The sequence below is a fragment of the Mumia sp. ZJ1417 genome (assembly GCF_014127285.1).
In the GTDB taxonomy this organism is placed as follows: Bacteria; Actinomycetota; Actinomycetes; order Propionibacteriales; family Nocardioidaceae; genus Mumia.
In genome coordinates, this window is sequence record NZ_CP059901.1 from 1,822,455 (window position 1) to 1,842,883 (window position 20,429).

General features: G+C 69.3%; 21 protein-coding genes and 2 pseudogenes. 14 read left to right on the forward strand and 9 right to left on the reverse strand.

All coding sequences use genetic code 11. From position 1 onward, the window contains the following. Positions 1-519: 519 nt before the first annotated feature. The gene (locus H4N58_RS08775; RefSeq protein WP_167251814.1) at positions 520-1,164 is read right to left on the reverse strand and encodes a hypothetical protein; all 645 of its coding nucleotides are present in this window, start codon (positions 1,162-1,164) and stop codon (positions 520-522) included. A gap of 207 nt (positions 1,165-1,371) precedes the next feature. On the opposite strand from H4N58_RS08775, the gene H4N58_RS08780 reads away from it, so the two are divergent. The 4 genes and pseudogenes from H4N58_RS08780 to H4N58_RS20380 all read left to right on the forward strand — a co-directional run bounded on the left by H4N58_RS08780 (position 1,372) and on the right by H4N58_RS20380 (position 3,296). Further along, positions 1,372-1,737 (forward strand): helix-turn-helix domain-containing protein, encoded by a 366-nt coding sequence (locus H4N58_RS08780; RefSeq protein ID WP_167251813.1) that lies wholly within the window; start codon positions 1,372-1,374, stop codon positions 1,735-1,737. Between the two features lie 405 nt (positions 1,738-2,142). Then, positions 2,143-2,397, forward strand: coding sequence for an acyl-CoA dehydrogenase family protein (locus H4N58_RS20940; protein WP_220471291.1), 255 nt, complete (start codon positions 2,143-2,145; stop codon positions 2,395-2,397). Positions 2,398-2,445: 48 nt separating this feature from the next. Then, a pseudogene (locus H4N58_RS20375) lies at positions 2,446-2,904 on the forward strand (acyl-CoA dehydrogenase family protein); the annotation flags it as partial. 185 nt (positions 2,905-3,089) lie between these two features. Beyond that, entirely contained in the window at positions 3,090-3,296 is a 207-nt protein-coding gene (locus H4N58_RS20380; protein WP_220471293.1) for a hypothetical protein, read from the forward strand. A 276-nt stretch (positions 3,297-3,572) separates the two neighbouring features. On the opposite strand, the pseudogene H4N58_RS20630 reads toward H4N58_RS20380, so the two are convergent. The 4 genes and pseudogenes from H4N58_RS20630 to H4N58_RS08810 form a co-directional block, all read right to left on the reverse strand. Next, positions 3,573-3,936: pseudogene (locus tag H4N58_RS20630) on the reverse strand (leucine zipper domain-containing protein); the annotation flags it as partial. Beyond that, positions 3,933-5,117, reverse strand: a complete 1,185-nt coding sequence (locus tag H4N58_RS08800; RefSeq protein ID WP_167251812.1) for a Cmx/CmrA family chloramphenicol efflux MFS transporter — start codon at positions 5,115-5,117, stop codon at positions 3,933-3,935. The gene H4N58_RS08800 and the pseudogene H4N58_RS20630, both read right to left, overlap by 4 nt. A 373-nt stretch (positions 5,118-5,490) precedes the next feature. Beyond that, positions 5,491-5,703: a hypothetical protein gene (locus H4N58_RS08805; protein WP_167251811.1), complete on the reverse strand. Its 213-nt coding sequence runs from the start codon at positions 5,701-5,703 to the stop codon at positions 5,491-5,493. 479 nt (positions 5,704-6,182) lie between these two features. Further along, entirely contained in the window at positions 6,183-7,049 is an 867-nt protein-coding gene (locus H4N58_RS08810) for a class I SAM-dependent methyltransferase (RefSeq protein ID WP_167251810.1), read from the reverse strand. A 207-nt stretch (positions 7,050-7,256) separates the two neighbouring features. On the opposite strand from H4N58_RS08810, the gene H4N58_RS08815 reads away from it, so the two are divergent. Beyond that, the gene (locus H4N58_RS08815) at positions 7,257-8,885 is read left to right on the forward strand and encodes a helix-turn-helix transcriptional regulator (protein WP_167251809.1); all 1,629 of its coding nucleotides are present in this window, start codon (positions 7,257-7,259) and stop codon (positions 8,883-8,885) included. A 34-nt stretch (positions 8,886-8,919) separates the two neighbouring features. Here H4N58_RS08815 and H4N58_RS08820 read toward each other — a convergent pair whose 3' ends face one another. Genes H4N58_RS08820 through H4N58_RS08835 form a run of 4 tightly spaced genes read right to left on the reverse strand, consistent with a single transcriptional unit; the run spans position 8,920 to position 11,357 of the window. Then, positions 8,920-9,660 (reverse strand): energy-coupling factor ABC transporter ATP-binding protein, encoded by a 741-nt coding sequence (locus H4N58_RS08820; protein WP_167008877.1) that lies wholly within the window; start codon positions 9,658-9,660, stop codon positions 8,920-8,922. Next, a complete protein-coding gene (gene cbiQ, locus H4N58_RS08825; protein WP_167251808.1) occupies positions 9,657-10,328 on the reverse strand; it encodes a cobalt ECF transporter T component CbiQ in 672 nt (223 codons plus the stop codon). Before cbiQ ends, H4N58_RS08820 begins: the two co-directional genes overlap by 4 nt. 13 nt (positions 10,329-10,341) lie before the next feature. Next, complete coding sequence (locus H4N58_RS08830) at positions 10,342-10,665, reverse strand: PDGLE domain-containing protein (protein ID WP_182397162.1); 324 nt, start codon at positions 10,663-10,665, stop codon at positions 10,342-10,344. After that, complete coding sequence (locus tag H4N58_RS08835) at positions 10,662-11,357, reverse strand: energy-coupling factor ABC transporter permease (RefSeq protein WP_182397163.1); 696 nt, start codon at positions 11,355-11,357, stop codon at positions 10,662-10,664. The genes H4N58_RS08830 and H4N58_RS08835 overlap by 4 nt, the downstream gene beginning before the upstream one ends. Before the next feature lie 120 nt (positions 11,358-11,477). Here H4N58_RS08835 and H4N58_RS08840 point away from each other — a divergent pair, with 120 nt between their 5' ends. The 9 genes from H4N58_RS08840 (at position 11,478) to H4N58_RS08880 (ending at position 20,409) form a co-directional block, all read left to right on the forward strand. Then, positions 11,478-13,049: a LuxR family transcriptional regulator gene (locus H4N58_RS08840; protein ID WP_167251807.1), complete on the forward strand. Its 1,572-nt coding sequence runs from the start codon at positions 11,478-11,480 to the stop codon at positions 13,047-13,049. Between the two features lie 110 nt (positions 13,050-13,159). Continuing rightward, positions 13,160-14,311 carry an NAD(P)/FAD-dependent oxidoreductase gene (locus H4N58_RS08845; RefSeq protein ID WP_167251806.1) on the forward strand — a complete coding sequence of 384 codons (1,152 nt, stop codon included), beginning with the start codon at positions 13,160-13,162 and terminating at the stop codon, positions 14,309-14,311. Between the two features lie 81 nt (positions 14,312-14,392). After that, complete coding sequence (locus H4N58_RS08850) at positions 14,393-14,530, forward strand: hypothetical protein (protein WP_167251805.1); 138 nt, start codon at positions 14,393-14,395, stop codon at positions 14,528-14,530. Between the two features lie 73 nt (positions 14,531-14,603). Continuing rightward, positions 14,604-16,601: a threonine--tRNA ligase gene (thrS, locus tag H4N58_RS08855; RefSeq protein ID WP_167251804.1), complete on the forward strand. Its 1,998-nt coding sequence runs from the start codon at positions 14,604-14,606 to the stop codon at positions 16,599-16,601. Next, the gene (locus H4N58_RS08860; RefSeq protein ID WP_167008891.1) at positions 16,598-17,140 is read left to right on the forward strand and encodes an HIT domain-containing protein; all 543 of its coding nucleotides are present in this window, start codon (positions 16,598-16,600) and stop codon (positions 17,138-17,140) included. The genes thrS and H4N58_RS08860 overlap by 4 nt, the downstream gene beginning before the upstream one ends. Next, positions 17,140-17,748: a phosphatidylinositol phosphate synthase gene (pgsA, locus tag H4N58_RS08865; RefSeq protein WP_167008894.1), complete on the forward strand. Its 609-nt coding sequence runs from the start codon at positions 17,140-17,142 to the stop codon at positions 17,746-17,748. The genes H4N58_RS08860 and pgsA overlap by 1 nt, the downstream gene beginning before the upstream one ends. Then, a complete protein-coding gene (locus H4N58_RS08870; protein ID WP_167008897.1) occupies positions 17,745-18,707 on the forward strand; it encodes a phosphatidylinositol mannoside acyltransferase in 963 nt (320 codons plus the stop codon). The genes pgsA and H4N58_RS08870 overlap by 4 nt, the downstream gene beginning before the upstream one ends. Next, on the forward strand, positions 18,704-19,810 hold the full coding sequence (locus H4N58_RS08875; protein WP_167008903.1) for a glycosyltransferase family 4 protein: 1,107 nt from the start codon (positions 18,704-18,706) through the stop codon (positions 19,808-19,810). Before H4N58_RS08870 ends, H4N58_RS08875 begins: the two co-directional genes overlap by 4 nt. Then, a complete protein-coding gene (locus tag H4N58_RS08880; protein WP_167008905.1) occupies positions 19,807-20,409 on the forward strand; it encodes a hypothetical protein in 603 nt (200 codons plus the stop codon). Before H4N58_RS08875 ends, H4N58_RS08880 begins: the two co-directional genes overlap by 4 nt. The last annotated feature ends 20 nt before the right edge of the window (positions 20,410-20,429 follow it).

Below are 20,429 nucleotides of genomic sequence, written 5' to 3' on the forward strand. Positions count from 1 at the left end.
AGACATCACCACCCCTCGACGGACCCAGCGATGTTTCACCGTGGAGCTCATGGAAGGGCGTGACCTGCTGCTCTACGACCTTCACCCGCTCTGCCCCGGATCCGACCGCGCCACCAGCCGCGCCACATACAACCGGTAGACCGACTGCGGGGCGCGAGTGAGCATCCCCGCGGCGAGGACGGCACGATGGGCTCCTGATTCGGTGCCGCGCATGCGGCAACCGAGAGCCTTGTCGTCACGCGTGGAAACCATGTAGGCGAGGGCCTCGCGCTTGGCTGGCGACCCAAGCGCGGCGATGGATCCGATGGTGCTAGATGTCTAGCACGTGACCGCCGAGAACCTCTACGACTCGGCTTCCAGCGCGTAGTCCGGGCAGAGCCCACTGGGACCGAGCTCCTCAATCCGCAGGGTGCAGCCCGCTACTCGGCCGGTTCGACCAGGTCTACAGGCGGGGGAATGACGCAGTGCCGCTCTCTATTCGGGCCCTTGGAAAGAGAGCCGCGGATCTCGAATTCCTGTCTAACGGATGATGTTCGCGGTCGCTGCTGAGAGCTCGTCCGGGGTGGGCGTCCACAACCGGGCGGGCCTGAACCGAGCCGGCGGCTCGTTGATTGCCAGGGCCGCCGAGTTGGTGCCGTCGCAGACCCGCATCAACGGACCCGTCGAAGGAAACGAGTAGTCGTCGAAGGTCGTGTCCGCTACACGACCGACGACCCAGGCCAGTGTTTGCGTGGACATCGCTTCGTTGGCCGACTGCGCGAACCGCTCGGCCTCGGCCCCAGTGAGCCTGACCCGCTCGATCGGTCTCATCGGCGGGCGATTTTCCAACGGTTCCCACAGCAGTGCTGCGCTCGGGCTGATGGGAAGCAGAATTTCGTCTGCCACGCCGAAGCCTGAGGGCGCTGTCGAGGCGAAGTGGACGATCCGGCCCGGCGGCGGGTGCCGGCCGCGCTTGCCCTTCTTCGTCTTGCGCAGCCACTTCTCCATTCGCAGCTCGACGTCTGCGTCGGTGACGTAGCAGTCGTCGACGTGGAAGGCGCCCGCCGGTGAGTTAAGCACGACCGGTTCGTCGCAGATGAAGAGCTGGGGGACGTCGAGGCGTATCAGCGCCAAGGGTCGGCAGGCGAAGAAGGGCAGGAGCCTCTCGGCCGACTTGCTCGTCATGTCGATGAGTTCGTTTTGGTGCGGAGCGACGGTGATGCTGCGGAGTCCCTCTTCGGGACATGACCGCGGGCCATCGTTTGTAATACCACTCTGCCTGCAACTCGATCTCGCGTCGTCGCCGAGGTGTTCGCGTCGCCTGGAAGGACGCGAACTGAGCGAGGCGCGCGACATCCTCACCGGTATCTACAACGCTACTGGTGGGAGCCCATGAGTAAGGCCTACAACGTCATGGCGGCGACCTGTCCCAGCCGCACCGTGCTGCACCGCATAGGCGCCCGATGGACGGTCTTCGTCGTCAACGCCCTAGCCGCGGGGCCGATGCGGTTCACCGAGCTCAAGGCGCACATCCGTGGCATCACGCCGAAGGCCTTGACCGAGACGCTCCGTGCGATGGAGTACGACGAACTGGTCTCGCGCGCCGACCACGGCGGCAACCCGCCGCACGTGGAGTACGCGCTGACCCCGCTCGGTCACTCCCTCCTCGGCCCGCTGCGGGCAGTCCGTGAGTGGGCCGAGACCCACGTCCCGGATATCGAGTCTGCCCGTGCTGCAAGAACAACGCCCGGCCCGTGAAGAGGCAGTAGCCGACGTACGTCGAGACGAGCAGCCACGGCCTGCTGCGTCGGAACTCAGACCCCTGTCAGCGTTTTAAGGTTCTGGTAGTGCCGTGAGACTAGACCGCGTCGAGCTGGCGAACATGTCCGAAGGTGGACTGACGGGTCGGTCCTTCCCTCGTTCGAGGCGCAGCCCGGACACGCGTCGAGTGCCCATGGTGGGAATGCCTGCCTGCTCCGGGGTGACCAGGCCCCGACGGGCTCGCAGGTACTCGCCCAAGGTGGGGCCCGCGCCACGGGCGAATGCGGATCTCCGCCCTCCCCGCGGAGGCGTTCCGAGATGGTTGGTTCCGCACCGGCGACCTCGCCCGCGCGGACGACGCCGGGCCATCTACCTGCACGGCGCTGACGCCCAGCGCAAGGGGTGCCGGACCTGTCGACGGGCCGGCGGCTCGCCTGCTTCGGCCTGACGGAGCCCGACAGTGGCTCGGACCCTGCCAGCCTCCGGACCCGCGCGATACGCCGCGGCACCGACTACGTCATCAATGGCTCCAAGATTTTCATCACGAATGGTACCTGGGCCGACGTGTGCCTAGTATTCGCTCGCACCGGCGAAGACGGCCCGCGCCGGCAAGCTCGGCCTCCGTGGCCAGGCCACGGCCGACATCACATTTGCTGACGTCGTCGTGCCGGCCGAAGCCTTGGTCGGCGAGGAGGAAGTGGCTTCCAGATCGCCATGAAGGCCCTCGACCGTGGACGGATCTCGGTCGCCGCAGGCTGTGGTGGAATCGTCCAAGGGTCGCTCGAGGCGGCGGTGGAGTACGCCGGACAGCGACCCCAGTTCGGCAGGCCTATCGCTGCGTTCCAGCTCGCGCAGGAGATGATCGCCCAGATGTCGGTAGACGCCGACGCTGCGCGTCTCGTCACCTGGAACGCCGCCGACTTGCTCGCGGCGGGCCGTCTGTTCGGGACCGCTGCTTCCAAGGCCAAGCTCTTCGCGTCCGAGGCCGCGGTCCGCGCAGCGAACCTTGCCGTCCAGGTCTTCGGCGGCTACGGATTCATCGACGAGTACCCGGTCGAGAAGTACCTGCGCGGCGCGCGGGTGATGACCCTCTATGAAGGCACCTCACAGATACAGAAGTTGCTCATCGGACGAGCTGAGACTGGCGTCAGCGCGTTCACCTGAGAAGGAGAACACCCACCTTGCCCGGACCTGGAGATCGAAGTTGAACCGCTCTGCCTTCGTATACGCCGCCGCCCGCACGCCGTTCGGCCTCTTCAGTGGTGCCACGGCCGAAGTGCGCCCGGACGCGCCGCGGCGGTTGCTGCCACCCGGCGTACTGGCGAAGACGCCGAGGCTGGATCGGGGACGTGGTGTGGGAGTGCACCAACCAGGCCGGTGAGGACAACCGCAACGTCGGCCGGATGGCCGTCCTGCTGGCTGGCCGGCCTGTCACTATGCCCGCGACGACCTTGAACCGGCACTGCGGCTCATCCCTCGACGCCGCGATCTTCGGGTCGCCCGCCATCGAGTCCGGCGACGCCGACATCGTCGCCACGGGGGCGTGGAGTCGATGACCCGCGCGCCGTGGGTGCTTCCCAAGCCATCCCGAAGGTTCCCCGCCGGCAACGTCACCGCGGTTTCCACCACGCTCGGCTGGCCTGGTCAACGAGAACATGCCTCCGGCGTCGACGGTGTCGCTGGGTGAGGCCAACGAGCTGCTCGGCTAGAGGTTCGCCATCGTCCGCAGCGCCAGAACGAGTTCGCGGCCCGCTCGCACAATCTCGCCGACGCTGCGTGAAGCGCGGGCTTCTACGACGACCCCGTCGTGCTCGTCCCAGGCGTCGACCTCGAATGAACCGGCGTCGACCAAGGCCTAGCCGGGTCAGGTGCCGAGTCATCGTACGACGGTTGATCCGATAGCCGAGGGCGGCGAGTTCGTCGGTGATGCGCTTGGCAAACCACTTGTGCTTGCGCCGCCCTGTCTCGACCTGCTCGATCACCCATGCGGGCGTCGAGTTGGACTCCGGTGCGGCGTCGAGGGCCGGTCCAGAAGCCCGGGCCTCACCATGCCGTCGCCATCGGTTGACCCACTTCGAACCGCAGGCACGCGAGATGCCCATCTCGGCGGCGACGTGAGCGATCGGGCGAGTTCGGCACCCCGTCGATGAGCCGCCGCCGGTCCTCGAGGTTCAGCGGAGCATTCGCGTGAGTCACCCGACGACCTCGACACTCCGGCTCCGCGGTGCGATGAGACGCAGCGATGGCAGCAACATGAGCAAGGCGATCCCGGTCAAGGCAGTCGCCACCCACACAGGACCAAGGTCGGTAGCACCCGACAGCGCTATGGCCCCGATTGCCGGGCCGGCGGCGGCTCCGATGTTGAGCGCGGCGGTTGCATAGGAACCTCCCATGGTGGGCGCTTCGGACGCCGCATAGAGCACACGCGTGATGAGGGTGCTTCCCACAGCGAACGCCAAAGCACCCTGGACGAAGACCAGGATCAATAGAGGCAGGGGGTGCGCCGCGAGCATTGCGAGAGCCAGCCATCCCAGGAGCAGGATGGGAGTGGCCACACCGAGAGTCAGGCGAGAGTGTCGGTCGGAGAGTCGACCGGCGGCAGTGACTCCGACGAAGGATCCGATGCCGAACAGGACCAGGGCCAGCGGCACCCACACCTCATCCAGTCCAGCGGTCTCGGTCACGACGGGTGCGAGGAACGTGAAGGCGGCGAAGGTGCCGCCGTTAACCAGCGCTCCGAGCAGCATCGCCATGAGCAAACGGGGGGCTCGGAGCTGGGCGAGTTCGGAAGCCAGAGACGCACCACCATCGGACCCTTCCGGAGCTCGCTCCGTGCGGGGGCGGATCCCGCTGAGGATGCCGACTGCTGCGGGGACGCATAGCAGCGCGACTGCCCAGAACGTCGCTCGCCAGCCCATGGAGGTGCCGAGCAGTGCGCCCGCGGGGACGCCTGCGACGGTTGCGGCCGTCGTACCGGACAGAAGTACCGCCAGGGCACGTCCCTTCTGGTTCGGGGCCACAAGTCGGGTCGCGGTGCTGAGTGCGACCGCCAAGAAACCGGCGTAGGCGATCGCGGCCAAGACACGGGTGGCGAACAGCATGGAAAAGGACGGTGTCGTTGCGGCGAGGACGTGACAGAGAGCGAAGACCGCCACGCATCCAAGGAGCGCGGTCCGTGCGGGCCACCGACGGGCGAAGGCAGCCATGATGGGTGCGCCAACGATCATCCCGACCGCGAAGGCCGAAGTGAGCAGTCCAGCGGCCCCGACTGAGACGTCGAGGCTGGTGGCGATGTCCGGCACGAGGCCGGCGAGCATGAATTCTGAGGTGCCCATGGCGAAGACCGCGAGGGCAAGCAAGTAGAGAGCGAGAGGCATCGAGTTACTCCGAGGTAAGAAACGAAACAGAAGGCGTCTCGTCACCACGGCCAGCTCCCGATGGGATACCCGAACAGCCGCCCACACGCACAGCGGGTGGGCGGGCGGGCGGGAGGCTAAAACCTCAGTGGCTCAGGGGGCTGACGGCGTGACCGAAAGCCCCCACAGCGTCCGATTCGGGGCTCGACACGGACATCACTCTACTGATGATCACCCGGCATCCGCACATCCCTTTTGGATGCCGGCGGGGAAGCGGCAGGTGCCTGTGAAGTTTCGGTCTACTCACGTCGAAACCTGAGATGCAACGAGGGCCCCGGCAAAGCCGGAGCCCTCGTTCTCGAACGGTGAGTTCGAGCTCTACGTGTACAAGTGACTATATGTCGTAGATCTGGCGCATCCGGCCCCGCTGCTCAGCCGTTATCTCAGGTAGCTCGGGGAGCCCGGCGCCCGTCAGCTGCCGTGGTGGCTGGACGTCGCCGTAGGCGTCTTCGGCCCACTCGATTTTCTCTAGGGCCGCGAGGACGTCCCATCTGAACGTGTCTTTCGAGATCGTGAGGTGGTTGCCGACAGCGGAGGTGGCCAACATGGTCACAACTCGGTCAGCCCATGGGAGCCCTGGTTCGCCTCCTGCGGCGACTTCTTGCATCGGATATGCATCGGATGTACCGGGATATCTGGCCTTCGGTGACCAGCTGTGACCACACGTTCGGGGGTGTGTTTGTGCAGGTCAGAGCCTAGTTTGCGAGGTCAGGAAGGAGAAGTGCCAGATGCTTGCGACCTGGTTCGAACCCAGCACTCCCACAGCCGCGGTCAGGCCCTGCACCAGACCGTCTATTGCCCTCCCGGCGAGGAACACGGGCAGGTGCCGCGCCGGACTTCTTCATGGAGCACCTCGCCATGCTCCAACGACGAGGTGCAGCCGCGCTCTGTGGTCGCCGGTGACGCGGATGCGGTGGGTGACCTGACCTGCTCGCCGACGGTCGCATGAACGGGCTCGACATCAAGGAGCTCAGGCTCAAGCGGGCCGAACCCCTCGAGTGACGCCGACGACGAGGACGGAACCGGTCATCGGCCGTCGTCCTTGCGGCCCCATCCGATGTTGAGGGGGGCCGTGAGAACGGCAACACCGGCTTCACCCGCCCGGTTGCGGATCGTCTCGTCCAAGGCGGAACGCATCCTGGCGCGATCATGCTCGCTGACGCCGACGTCGTCCAGGATGATCCCGGTGATCGGGTTGCTGGAGAGCATCCAGTCCCAGGCTTCCTGGCCCGTGGACAACATGAGTCGTTCCTGCTGGGTGGTGTCGACCTGCACATTCTGGAGGCCCGCGGCGACAAGGCGCTCGCTCAGGACGTCGGGGTCGGAGAGCTGGAACTCCAACGGGGGTGGATCGGGCAGCCCTTCGAAGTCGGGGGCTACGGTCTGCAGGGCCGAGATGAAGCCCTGCAGAGCCTCGAATTCCGCGGGCGAGCCGTAAGCGATGACCAGGACATGCCCGCCGGCCTTGGTCACCCGCACCATCTCGCACAGGGCCTCCGCCTGGTCCGGGACGAGCATGACCCCGAACTGGGACCCGGTCACGTCGAAGCGATCGTCCTCGAGATCGAGGGCGTGGGCGTCCATCACCCGTGCGGTGGCGTTGGTGAGTCCCTCGGTGCGGGCTCGTTCCTCGAACTGGGTGACCATCGCCGGCGCCCAATCGGTCGCCAGGACGGTGGCTCCCAGGCGGGCGGCGGCCAGTCCCAGGCCGCCCGGGCCCGCGGCGACGTCGAGGAACGCTTCGTCAGGAGTCAGCCCGACCAGGCGAAGTGCAGCGGCTGAGAGCGACTGCTCGCCCGGCGCGACGTGCTCGGCGTACGCGGCTGCGATCGCGTCCCACGCCTCGGCAGGCGCGAACTCCGCGTGCTCGGCGGAGGTGTCGTGGACGGTCATCTCAGTGACCCCCTTCGGCGTCGTGGGCTTCCGCAATCTCAGCCCGGGTGTCGGTTGTGATCGACGCTAGGCGGCGGAGACGCGGGTGTGCATCGGACGAACCAACCAGCACAGTGGACCGACAATGGGTAGGACGGCCGATGCGTTGCCGCCGTTCGCCTGGCTCGAAGGTCGCCGGGAGTGCCGTCGGACAGGGAGGTGTCCCGCGTGGGCGTGGTCGAGGATCTGGTGCGGGCGCGAAGGGACTTCGAGCAGGGGGAGTGGGCTGCCGCCCTCGACATCTGGTCGGACTCCGCGCCCGACGAGATGAGCGCGGACGACCTGCACGCAGCCGGGCTGGCGGCGTACCTGCTGGGGCGCCGTGACGCCTGTGTCGACTTCCACCAGCGCAGCTTCGCGCTGTACGAGCAGGCGGGGGAGACGTCTGGTGCGATGCGCTGCTGCTTCCACCTCGCGATGATCTTCGGCAGTGGCGGTGAGCATGCGCTGGAGAGTGGCTGGACCACCCGCGCCGAGCGGCTGCTCCAGGGCGTGGACGACGACGCGGTCGAGCATGGATATGTCGCTCTCCTGCACATGTACCGCCACCTGGGAGCGGGGGACGTTCCCGCCGCGGCTGAGTCCGCGCAAGAGGTCACCGTCGTGGGGAGGCGGTGCCGGGACGCCGACCTGCTCGCACTCGGCCTGAGCAGCCAGGGAAGGCTCGCGATCTACTCGGGTCGTGTCGGCGACGGGTTGGCGCTCCTTGACGAGGCGATGGTCGGTGCTGCGGCTCATGAGCTGACGCCGGTGGTCTTCGGCCACGTCTACTGTGCCGCCATCGAGGGGTGCCAGGAAATTGCCGACTTCGGCCGCGTGGCCGAGTGGACGTCGGGCCTGCACCGTTGGTGCAGCGCGCAGCCCGGCCTCGTGGCTTTCACCGGCCAGTGCTCGGTGCACCGAGGACAGCTGATGCGCGTGCATGGCGCCTGGCCCGAGGCGCTGGACGAGTTCGGGAGCGCGATCGACCGCTACCGCCTGGCCGACTCGCCGGCCGCGATAGGTCTCGCGGAGTCCGAGCGGGGGGACGTCCTACGCCAGTGTGGGGAGTACGACGAGGCCGAGGCGGCCTACCAGCGGTCGAGTGAGCACGGTCACGACCCGCAGCCAGGGCTGGCGCTGCTGTGGCTCGCGCAGGGGGCGGACGACGCCGCGCTGGTCGCCGTACGGCGGCTCGTCGCCGAGGAGTCGGAGCTGGTCGCCGAGTGCCGGCTGCTGCCACCGGCGGTCGACGTCCTGGTCACCGCTGGCGCCCTGGAGGAGGCCCGTGCCGTCGTCGCCCGGCTGCACCGCGTGGCCGCGCACGTGGGCACCGAGGCGCTGCATGCGTACGCGGCGTTCGCCTCGGGCCTGACGGAGCTCGCCTCGGGACACGCCGCTGGGGCATTGCCCCTCCTGCGCAAGGCGCGCCAGCTCTGGACCCGTGCGCAGAACCCCTACGAAGTCGCGCGAGTGCGACTCGTGACTGGTCGCGCCCTGGGCGAGCTCGGGGATGCACAGTCTGCTCGCCAGGAGCTAGAGACCGCGCGCGCCACGTTCCGCGAGCTGGGGGCGGCGCCGTCCACCGCGGAGGCCGACCGACTGCTGCGCCCGGCTGACCGTCCGGCTGGTCTGACGGAACGCGAGGTCGAAGTCCTGCGATTGGTCGCGTCTGGCCGGACCAACACCCAGATCGCGAGGGCGCTGGTGCTGAGCGAGAAGACGGTGGCTCGCCACCTCTCGAACATCTTCGTCAAGTTGCAGGTCGAGTCCCGCACGGCCGCGGCGGCGTACGCCTTCGAGCACCGACTCGTGTAGGCGCTGACACCGTCTGTCGCAATCGGACCGCCCGTCACACCGTCCGCGGGTCGAACCCGAACGGCAGCTCGAGTCGATGGGCGCGCATGAAGTCCTCGTCGGCGAGCAGCTTCCGAGTGTCGCTGTCGGCGACCACGATCCCGTCGGTGAGCACGACGGACCGTGGGCACAGCTCCAGGGCGTACGGGAGGTCGTGCGTCACCATCAGAACGGTGACCGACAGCGACCGCACGATGTCGGCGAGCTCGCGACGCGCCATCGGGTCGAGGTTCGAGGACGGTTCGTCCAGCACCAGGATCTCCGGCTCCATCGCCAGGACCGTGGCGACGGCCACCCGTCGCCGCTGCCCGAACGAGAGATGGTGCGGCGGGTGGTCGGCGTATGCGGCCATGCCGACCTGCTCCAACGCGTGCTGGACCCGACGTTCGAGGTCCTCGCCCCGTAGTCCGTGGTTGGCCGGGCCGAAGGCGACGTCGTCGCGGACGGTGGCGGAGAACAGCTGGTCGTCGGGATCCTGGAAGACGATGCCGACGCGCCGCCGGATCTCCCGGAAGTTCCGCTTCTCGACGGCCAGGCCCGAGACCGCGACCGTGCCGGCGCCGGGGAGCAGGATTCCGTTGAGGTGCAGAACGAGCGTGGTCTTGCCCGCGCCGTTTGGCCCCAGGAGGGCGACCCGCTCACCGGCATGGATGTGCAAGTCCACGCCGTACAGGACCTGGCTGCCGTCGGGGTAGGCGTAGGCCAGCCCCCGGACGTCGATCACTGGGACGCTCACGACCCACCACCGTGCGGGTCGTGACCACGCGACAGCATCGCGAGGTGGACCCGTTCGCCGCGCTCGTACGAACGGATGAAGAGCGCCGAGGCGGTACGACCGAGCACCCCCCACTGGCGGAACGAAGAGGCGCGAAACCCCCGTGACTCGCGCGCGATGCGCATGCGGCGCATCTCGTCGGTGACGACGTCGAGGTAACGAATCATGAAGGACATGATCTGGACCATCTCGTGAGGCAGTCGCAGCCGACCCAGGCCGGCAAGGAGGTGGTGCGGTTCGGTGGTCGCCGCGAGCGTCAGGCTCGCCACGACGCCGATCGTCGCCTTCATCAGCAACGACGCGGCCGCCTCGAGCCCGTGCTCACTCACTGTCAGGCCGAGGAACGTCGTCTGCGGTCCGGTCGCGATGAACGGCATGAGGACTGCGAACACGACGAATGGGACCTCCACGAGCATCCTTGGGAGCAGGAAGCCGAACGGCACGCGCGCCACGACGATCAGCGCGAGCAGGAGGGTGGCGTAGACCCCGAAGACGGGGTACGCCGACCCCGGAGTGGCGACGACGACGATCATGAACCCCAGCAGCGCAAGGACCTTGAGGTGTGCGGGGACGCGGTGGACCGGGGAGTCTCCCGAGAAGTACAACCTGTGTCCGTGCGCTGCGGCCATCTCGAGGCGGGTCTCAGGCGGAGTGATGGCTGCGGCGTCGCGCGACCAGGGCGACACCCCCGGCGATCACCAGGACCAGGACGGTACCGGTGACGCCGGCGACCGCGCCGGAGAGTCGGGGGTCGTCGACGCCCTTGGTCGAGTAGTCCTCCATCGGGCTGCCGGCTGAGGACTTGTGCTCCTTCGCTGTGTCGAACCCCTTGTCGGTGGCGACGTACTCGAGCCCGTCCGGGCGGCTCGAGGCGTAGTAGCTGACGAAACCGGCGAGCACGAGTGCGATCAGCAGACCGACGAGGACGACGGCGGGGGTCGAGACCGACTTCCGGTGTGACCTCATGCCGCCGACCCGCTCGGATGGCGCAGCTCGAGGGTCCGCGTCTCCATGGCAGGGCGTGCGCCGTACACGAGGTCGGGGCGCACCGCGAGCACGGTGCTGACGACGAGCCCGGTGATGAATGCCTCGCCCACCCCGATCAGGCTGTGCCAGCCGACCATCGCGGTGGCGAGAGATCCCAGCGGGATCGGCGCCTCGCCGCCGATGGCGTAGAGGCCGGTGAACGCGAGAGAGGCGACTGGGACCGAGACCAGCGCGGCGAGCGCCGCAGCCGGGGCGACCGAGGTCAGCCGGTTCGGCAGCACGGCCCGGAGCAGCAGGAAGACGAGCCATCCGACCCCCACGCCGACGAGCGCCATCAGCGTGATGTTGGTGCCGAGGGCCGTGATGCCCCCGTCGGCGAAGAGGAGGCACTGGACCAGCAGAACCGTGCTGATGCACAGCACCGCGGTCCAGGGCCCGACCAGGACGGCCGCGAGAACACCGCCGAGGAGGTGCCCGCTCGTACCGGCGCCGACCGGGAAGTTGATCATCTGTGTCGCGAACACGAATGCCGACACCAGTCCCGCCATCGGGGCAGTCCGTTCGTCCAGCTCACGGCGCGCGCCCCGGAGGGCGAGGCCGACGCCGACGACGGCGACGACACCCGTGGCAACCGAGGTCGGCGCGTCCAGAAAGCCGTCGGGTACGTGCATCTGTCGACTGTACGGCGAGGGGTCCGGCCGGGCCATCCGACACGAAACGGCCCTCGTGCAGGTGCCGTGGCATTCGTCAACGGAGCACCACGGTGCCCTGCGCGGTCGTACGCTGAGCACGTGCCGGACTGGCCTGCAGAGTACGAGACGTTGCGCGACGCCGACCGCGAGCACGATCTGCCGGCCGAGGACCTCGAGCGCCTCGCGGTCGCTGCCTTCATGCTCGGCCGCGACGACGAGGTCGTGCCGTTGCGCGAGCGTGCCCTGCACGACTACGTCGCGGGCGGACGCCGTGCGGACGCCGTCGTGTGCGGGTTCTGGATCGGGTGGCACCTGATGATGCGCGGCGACATCGCGCAGGCGCAGGGATGGACGGCGCGATTGCGGCGGCTCGCGGACGACAACGACCCGCGGGTGCAGGGCATGCTGGCGCAGCAGGCCGCGGTGGCACGCATGTGGGGCGGAGACCCCGCCGGCGCGCTCCCGGACTTCGAGCGCTCGGTCGAGATCGCGGCGCGTGAACGCGAGACCGACGTCCTGGTGCTCGCGCTGCTCGGACGTGGGCGGTGCCTGCACCTGCTCGGCCGCGACGCGGAGTGCACGGCCGTGATGGACGAGGCGATGACCTACGTCTCCGCGGGCCGGGTCCAGCCTCAGGTCGCCGGCCTGCTGTACTGCGCGGTCATCGACATGTGCATGGGCCACTTCGACCTCGCGCGTGCGCAGGAGTGGACGCGCGCCCTGACCGCGTGGGTCGACGAGCACCGCGGTGCCGTCGCCTACCGCGGGACCTGTCTCGTCCACCGTGCGGAGATCCTTCAGCTGCGGGGCAACTGGAGCGAGGCCGCCGAGCGAGCCGACGAGGCGTGCGTGCTCCTCGACGTACGGCCGGAGCCGGCCGTGGCCGCGGCCCACTACCGCGTGGGCGAGCTCGCGCGACTGCGCGGACGCCTGGCCGACGCGGAGGCGGCGTACCAGCGCGCGTCGGAGCTCGGCCTCGAGGTCCAACCCGGACTTGCGCTCCTGCGGCTGGCCCAGGGGAGGCCCGATGTGGCGCTGGCCGGCCTCGATCGCGTGCTCGGGGAAGAATCTGACGATCCCCGTGCACGTCCGCTGCAGCTCGCGGCACGGGTCGAGATCTGCCTCGCTATGGCCGACGTCGGAGCGGCCGAGGACGCCGCCGTCTCGCTCGCATCGATGGGCGGACCCGACGCTCCGCCGTTCCTGCGGGCGCTCGTCGAGCACGCGAGCGGCGCCGTCCTCCTCGCTCGTGGGGACGCGCGAGCAGCGTTGCCGAGACTGCGACGGGCCTGGACGCTCTGGCGCGACGTCGATGCGCCGTACGAGGCGGCACGGGCACGCAGCCTCGTCGCGCGGGCCTGCGACGCTCTGGGGGACACCGACGCCGCCGTGATGGAGGCCGACGCCGCACGCGCGGCGCTCGACCGGCTGGGAGCCGTGGGGACCCCCTTCGGCGTCGCAGGCGACGCCGCGGCGTCCGGCCCCCTCTCCCCGCGTGAGCTGGAGGTGCTCCGGTTGGTCGCGACCGGTGCGACGAACCGTGCCATCGCGGCCGAGCTCGTCCTCTCGGAGAAGACCGTCGCGCGGCACCTGAGCAACATCTTCGGCAAGCTCGCACTCCCGAACCGTGCCGCCGCGACCGCGTACGCCTTCGAGCACCGCCTCGTCTGAGCACCTCGTGGGCAGAACTACCCATGTGCCCGGCGTCGGATTGGTGCGTCCGACGGAAGCGGCGCCGCTCCTTGCGCTCCTAGCGTCGAACCCGACGACGAGGGGGAGCCATGAGCACGCAGGGAACCGAGACGCAGGGCAGCGAACAGAAGGTTGGCACGGTCGTGATCGGTGCCGGTCAGGCCGGGCTGGTGATGGGATACCGCCTCCAGTGCGCCGACGAGGACTTCGTGGTCCTGGAGGCGGCGCCTCGGGTCGGCGACTCGTGGCGCCGCCGGTACGACTCGCTGCGGCTCTTCAGCCTGCCGCGGTATGCGAGCCTGCCGGGCTGGCGGATCCCCGCGCGGGGGTTCCCGACGCGCGACGAGATGGCCGACTATCTGGAGGCGTACGCGCGCCGTTTCGAGATCCCGGTCAGGACCGGCGAGCCGGTCCGCCGGGTGACCCGCGAGGGGGAGGGGTTCCGGGTGGAGACGGACGCGGGGCCTTACCTCGCCGACAAGGTCGTCGTCACCACCGGCGCGCACGCGGTTCCGATCGTCCCCGCGCTCGCGGCGGACCTCGATCCCGCCGTCCGGCAGATCCACTCGCTCGACTACCGCGGACCGGTCCAGCTCGCGCCCGGCGGCGTCCTGGTGGTCGGTGCCGGCAACTCCGGGACTGACGTCGCGCTCGAGGCCGCGGACGCCGGGCATCGGACCTGGCTCGCCGGACGGCACCCCGGTCAGGTCCCCTTCGACATCGACGGCGTCGCCGGCCGCGTGATGACGCCGATCGTGATGTTCGTGTTTCGGCGCGTGCTCACGCGGCGCACGCCGATGGGGCGACGCTTCATGGCGAAGGCCGAGGGCCACGGCGTGATGCTCGTCCGCAACAAGCTGGCCGATCTCGAGGACGCTGGGGTCGTCCAGATCGACAGGATCGAGTCGGTCGTGGGTGGCCGGGCGGTCTCGTGCGACGACGAGGCGCCCGACGTGTCGACGGTCGTCTGGTGCACCGGGTCGCGTCCGGACCACCGGTTCCTGGACGTGCCCGGTGCCTTCGGCGACGACGGCGAGGCCCTCCACGACCGCGGCGTCTCGTCGGTGCCCGGCCTGTCCTTCCTCGGGCTCGAGCTCCAGTACGCGGTCTCCTCGGCGATGATCCAGGGCGTCGACCGCGACGCCCGCCATCTCCTCCGCAGGATGCGTGCCGCGCAGCCCGCGCGCCGCGATTCGCGGGACGTCGCACCCGAGCCGGTTGCTCCGGTGACGGGGGCGTGACGCTCGGCGCCATCTCTGTCGCGGCGCTTGCGACGCCGTGGATACGTGGAACCTGACCGCGCTCGTCGTGACTCCTGGGCCTTGGTCACCCTGCTCCTCGGCATCGGCGTCGGCATCGGTGTCGACCTCGTCTTCCGTGACGACGTCAACCTCCTCGCGCCCCTCGGTCGCGTCTACATCAATCTCCTTCTGGCTGGCTGGCTGGCTGGTTGGCGCTGAATCGGGTGCGCGGCGTGACGGCCGGGGCGGATAGCATCGAGCCAACCCGTCTCGAACGTCCCGAAGGAGCACCGTGTCCGAGCTCAACGTCACCGTCGTCGGTCCCGCGCGTCGACAGGACCGCGCCTTGGCGACGGGTACGAAGGCGTGGGAGCTCTTCGCCGAGGATCCCGACGTCATCGCCGTGAAGGTCGACGGAGCCCTCAAGGACCTCTCGTACGACCTCGAGCCCGGCGACACGATCGAGCCCGTCGCCATCTCCAGCAAGGACGGTCGCGACATCCTGCGCCACTCGACGGCGCACGTGATGGCGCAGGCGGTCCAGGACCTGTTCCCCGCGGCCAAGCTCGGCATCGGCCCGCCAGTCGAAGACGGCTTCTACTACGACTTCGACGTCGAGACGCCGTTCACCCCTGAGGACCTCGAGAAGATCGAGTCCCGGATGCGCAAGATCGTCAAGGAGAACCAGCGGTTCTCGCGTCGCCCGATCGACGACGACGAGGCGCGCGTCGAGCTCGCGGACGAGCCGTACAAGCTCGAGCTGATCGGCCTCAAGAGCACCGCCGGCGACGGCGACCTGGAGGGTGCGGCCGAGGGCGCGAGCGTCGAGGTCGGCTCCGGCGGGCTCACGATGTACGACAACCTCAACCGCAAGGGCGAGGTCGCCTGGACCGACCTATGTCGCGGCCCGCACCTGCCGACGACCAAGCGCATCCCGGCATTCACGCTGATGCGCAGCGCCGCCGCGTACTGGCGGGGCAGCGAGAAGAACAAGCAGCTCCAGCGCATCTACGGCACCGCCTGGGAGAGCAAGGAGGCGCTCGCCGAGCACCTCCACCGCATCGAGGAGGCGCAGCGTCGCGACCACCGCAGGCTCGGCAACGAGCTCGACCTCTACTCGTTCCCCGACCTCATCGGCCCGGGGCTGCCGGTCTTCCACCCCAAGGGTGGCGTGATCAAGCGCGAGATGGAGGACTACGTCCGCCGGCGCCACATCGAGGAGGGTTTCTCCTACGTCGGCACCCCGCACATCGCCAAGGAGGACCTCTACTTCACGTCGGGCCACCTGCCGTACTACGGCGAGGGCATGTTCCCCCCGATGGACGTCGACGGTCAGAACTACCGCCTCAAGGCGATGAACTGCCCGATGCACAACCTCATCTACTCCTCGCGAGGCCGCTCGTACCGTGAGCTGCCCCTGCGCCTCTTCGAGTTCGGCACGGTCTACCGCGACGAGAAGTCGGGCGTCCTGCAGGGCCTGACCCGTGTGCGCATGATCAGTCAGGACGACTCCCACTCGTACGTCACCGAGGAGGGGGCCGCCGACGAGGTCCGCCACCTGCTCGACTTCATCCTCGGACTGCTGCGCGACTTCGGGCTCGACGACTACTACATCGAGCTGTCGACGCGCGACGACCAGAACCTCGAGAAGTTCATCGGCTCCGACGAGGAGTGGGAGGTCGCGACCAAGGTCCTCCACGACGTCGCGGTCGCCAGCGGTCTCGAGCTGGTGCCCGACCCGGGTGGTGCCGCCTTCTACGGCCCCAAGATCTCCGTCCAGACCCGCGACGCCATCGGCCGGACGTGGCAGATGTCGACGATCCAGTACGACTTCAACCAGCCGAAGCGCTTCGGCCTGGAGTACACCGCGGCGGACGGCTCCCGCAAGCAGCCGGTGATGATCCACTCGGCGAAGTTCGGGTCGATCGAGCGGTTCCTCGGCGTGCTCGTCGAGCACTACGCGGGCGCCTTCCCTCCGTGGCTGGCACCCGTCCAGGTCGTCGCGATCCCGATCGCGGAGCGCCACGTCGACTACCTGTACGAGGTCGCTGCGCGCCTGAAGGCGCACGGGATCCGGGTGGAGGTCGACGAGTCTGACGAGCGGATGCAGAAGAAGATCCGTACCGCCCAGACCCAGAAGGTCCCGTTCATGCTGATCGCGGGCGACGACGACGTCGAGGCCGGTGCCGTCTCCTTCCGCTACCGCAGCGGCGACCAGGACAACGGCGTGGACGTGGACGACGCGGTCGCACGGATCGTCCAGGCGGTCACCGACCGGGTTCAGGTATGACCTCGGAGGTCGGGGCGGGTGATCCGTGGGGCCGTCCCGATGCGGGATTCGAGGGGTTCGACCGTCTGTGGACCCCTCACCGGATGGCGTACATCACCGATGAGGGTCCGCGCGAGGAGGGCTGCCCGTTCTGCCGGATGCAGGAGCGCGCCGACGACGAGACGCTGATCGTCGCGCGGGGAGCGCACGTGTACGCGGTGCTCAACCTGCACCCGTACAACCCGGGCCACCTCATGGTCGTCACCAACCGGCACGTGGGCGAGCTCGAGGAGCTCTCCGACGACGAGGCGCACGAGCTGACCGCGATGACCCAGCAGGCCGTGCGGGTCCTCAAGCGGGTGAGCGGGCCGGCGGCGTTCAACGTCGGTCTCAACCTCGGCGCGGTCGCCGGCGGGTCGTTGTCGCAACACCTCCACCAGCACGTCGTGCCGCGATGGATGGGCGACTCCAACTACATCACCGTCACGGGACACACCAAGGTGCTGCCGCAGCTGCTCGCCGAGACCCGTGACCTGCTCGTGAAGGCGTGGGACGCCTGATGCTCGAACGCTTCCGGGCGACCTGGGCCAAGATCATGAGCCCGATCGCCGACCTGTTCCTCAAGCTGGGCATCAGCCCCGACGTCGTGACGTTCGTCGGCACGCTGGGCGTCACGGCCGGTGCGCTGTGGTTCTTCCCGCGAGGCGAGTTCTTCGTCGGTGTCCTCGTCGTGACCGCCTTCGTCTTCTCCGACATGGTCGACGGCCTGATGGCCCGCAAGTCGGGTCGCTCGAGCGCATGGGGCGCGTTCCTCGACTCGACGCTCGACCGGATCGGCGATGCGGCGATCTTCGGCGGCCTGGTCCTCTGGTACGCCGGTGACGGCAACGACCTCCTGATGACGAGCGTCGCGCTGTGGTGCCTCGTCGGAGGCCAGCTCACCTCGTACGCGCGAGCGCGCGCCGAGGCGCTCGGCATGGAGGCCAAGGGCGGGATCGCCGAGCGGTCCGACCGACTGGTCGCGGTGCTCGCGATGACCGGTCTCTCGGGTCTGTTCGACCTTCCCGTGCTGAGGACGATCGTGCTGTGGACTCTCGCGGTGGCGAGCACCATCACCGTCGTGCAACGGATCCTCATGGTTCGCAGACAGGCGCTGGCGCAGGCATGATCCGACCCACCCAGGCCGCAAGGACGGCGGTCGCGAGGACCCGCACCCACGTCGAGGCGGCGGCGTACCGGGCTGGGTGGAACCTCGCCGTGCACGTCCCGCAGCCCGTGGTCGACCGAGCGCTGCGGGTGACTGCCGACCAGCTGTACGGCCGTGGCGGCAGCGGCATCGAGCGCCTCCGCTCGAACCTTGCGCGCGCGGTGCCGGACGCCGATGCGGCCACGCTCGACGCGGTGACGCGCGACGCCATGCGGTCTTACCTGCGCTATTGGGGCGAGGTGTTCCGCCTGCCGCGCTTCACCGGCGACGTCGCGGCCGTCGACGACGCGATCGTGGTCGACCATGCCGAGCGTGTGTACGCGTTGCGCGACGCGGGGCGCGGGATGATCGCGGCGCTGCCGCACATGGGCAACTGGGACCTCATGGGGGCGTGGGCGTGCACCCACGAGGTCCCGCTGATGACGGTGATGGAGCGGCTCAAGCCCGAGCGCCTGTACGACGAGTTCGTGGCGTTCCGTGAGCGCATCGGCATGACCGTGCTCCCGCTGACCGGTGGCCCGCCAACGATGCCGCAGCTCGCTGAGCACCTGCGGGCGGGCGGGTTCGTATGCCTGCTCGCCGACCGCGACATGTCGCGCAGCGGGATCCCCGTCGACCTGCTCGGCGAGAAGGCGCGGATGCCGGTGGGCCCCGCCCTCCTCGCGCAGCAGACGGGTGCGACGCTGTTCGTGGCGACCTCGCGCTACGACGACGACGCGGGCCGGCTGCGCATGACCGTGCACGAGCCGATCGAGACGCGGTCGGGCGAGGACGGCCTGGTGGCGATGACGCAGGACGTCGCCGACGTCTTCACCACCGACATCCGGCGCAGTCCCGCCGACTGGCACATGCTGCAGCGCGTCTTCGAGGTGGACCGGCGCGACGACGGAGGGCGGCCGGGCAAGGGGGGAGCACGATGAGGATCGGGATGGTCTGCCCGTACTCGTTCGACGTGCCAGGCGGCGTCCAGAACCACGTCCTGGACCTGACGCGCTCGATGAGCGAGCTGGGGGTCGACGTCTCCGTGCTCGCCCCGGCCGCGGACGACGACGACCTTCCCTCGTACGTGACGCCGGCCGGGCGTGCGCTGCCCGTCCGCTACAACGGCGCGGTCGCGCGGGTGTCCTTCGGACCGATCGCGATGGCGCGGACCCGGCGCTGGCTGCGCGACGGCAACTTCGACGTCCTCCACGTGCACGACCCGGCGACGCCGAGCGTGTCGCTGATCGCGTTGAGCCTGGCCAGCGGCGTCTCGATCGCCACGATCCACACGTCGATCGGCCGCTCGCGGGCCCTGGCGGCGACTGAGCCGCTGCTGCGTCCGGCGATGGAGAAGCTGAGCGCGCGCATCACCGTCTCGCGCGAGGCGCAGCGTGTGGTCGCGCACTACCAGGGCGGCGACTCCGTCATCATCCCCAACGGCCTGTTCGTCGACGACTTCAGCGGGACAGAGCGCCGTGCTGGAGAGAGCTCGACCTTCTCCTTGCTGTTCCTCGGTCGGTTCGAGGAGACCCGCAAGGGACTCCCGGTCCTGCTGGACGCGCTCCCGGCGGTGATCGAGAGGTTCCCGGGCCTGCGGCTCATCGTTGCAGGGGCCGGCGATCCGCGCGTCGGCACTGCGATGGTGCCCGAGCGCCTGCGTGAGCACGTCGAGGTCGTCGGGCGCGTCTCCGACGAGGAGCGTGCGCGGCTGCTGTCGGAGGCGGATGTCTACGTCGCCCCGAACACCGGGGGAGAGAGCTTCGGGATCGTGCTCATCGAGGCGATGGCCGCCGGAGCCCCGGTGGTCGCCAGCGACATCAGGGCGTTCGCCGACGTGCTCGAGGACGGGCGCCTGGGCGCGCTGTTCGCCAACGAGGACCCGGTCTCGCTCGCCAAGACGCTGGTCGACGCTCTCGACGACCCCGGACGCGAGGAGCGCGCGGGGGTGGCACGCGAGGCCGTACGGCGGTACGACTGGAGTGTGGTCGCTCCCCAGGTGATCAGCGTGTACGAGACCGTGCTGGGAGGAGGCGGAGCATGAGCACCCTGGAGTGGGTTCTCGTCATCGGGGCGGTCGTCGCCGCGATCACGGTCGCGCTGTCGTCGACGGCGGGTCGGCTCGACCGGCTGCACATCCGCCTCGCCACCGCCCAGGCCTCGCTCGATCGGCAGCTTCTCGACCGCTCGACCTGCCTGCGCAACGTCGCGACCAGCGGCGTCCTCGACCCCGCGAGCGCACTCGTCGCCGTGGAGGCCGCCGACGCCGCCCGCGCCGCGATCGGCCAGGTCGACCAGGAGGAGCGCGAGACGGCGCTGAGCGAGGTCATGCGGACCGTCTTCGGTGACGCCGACGACGTCGACGCCCTGTGGGCCTCGGCCGACGAGCCGCAACGCGAGATGCTCGGCGACCTCGGCGACGCCTGCGAGCGCGTCCAGCTCGCCCACCGCTTCCACGACGACCTGGTCGCGCGCACCGAGCGCATGCGCCGCAAGCGGATCGTCCGCTGGGCCCGGCTGGCAGGGCATGCGCCCTGGCCGTACCGGATGGCCTTCGACGACACCCCGCCCCCGCACCTCGTCGGCAAGGAGCGCCCGATCGCCGGACCGGATCAGGAGTCCTCCGCCGCGGACGTACGATGAGGCCGACTCCGCCGTCCGAC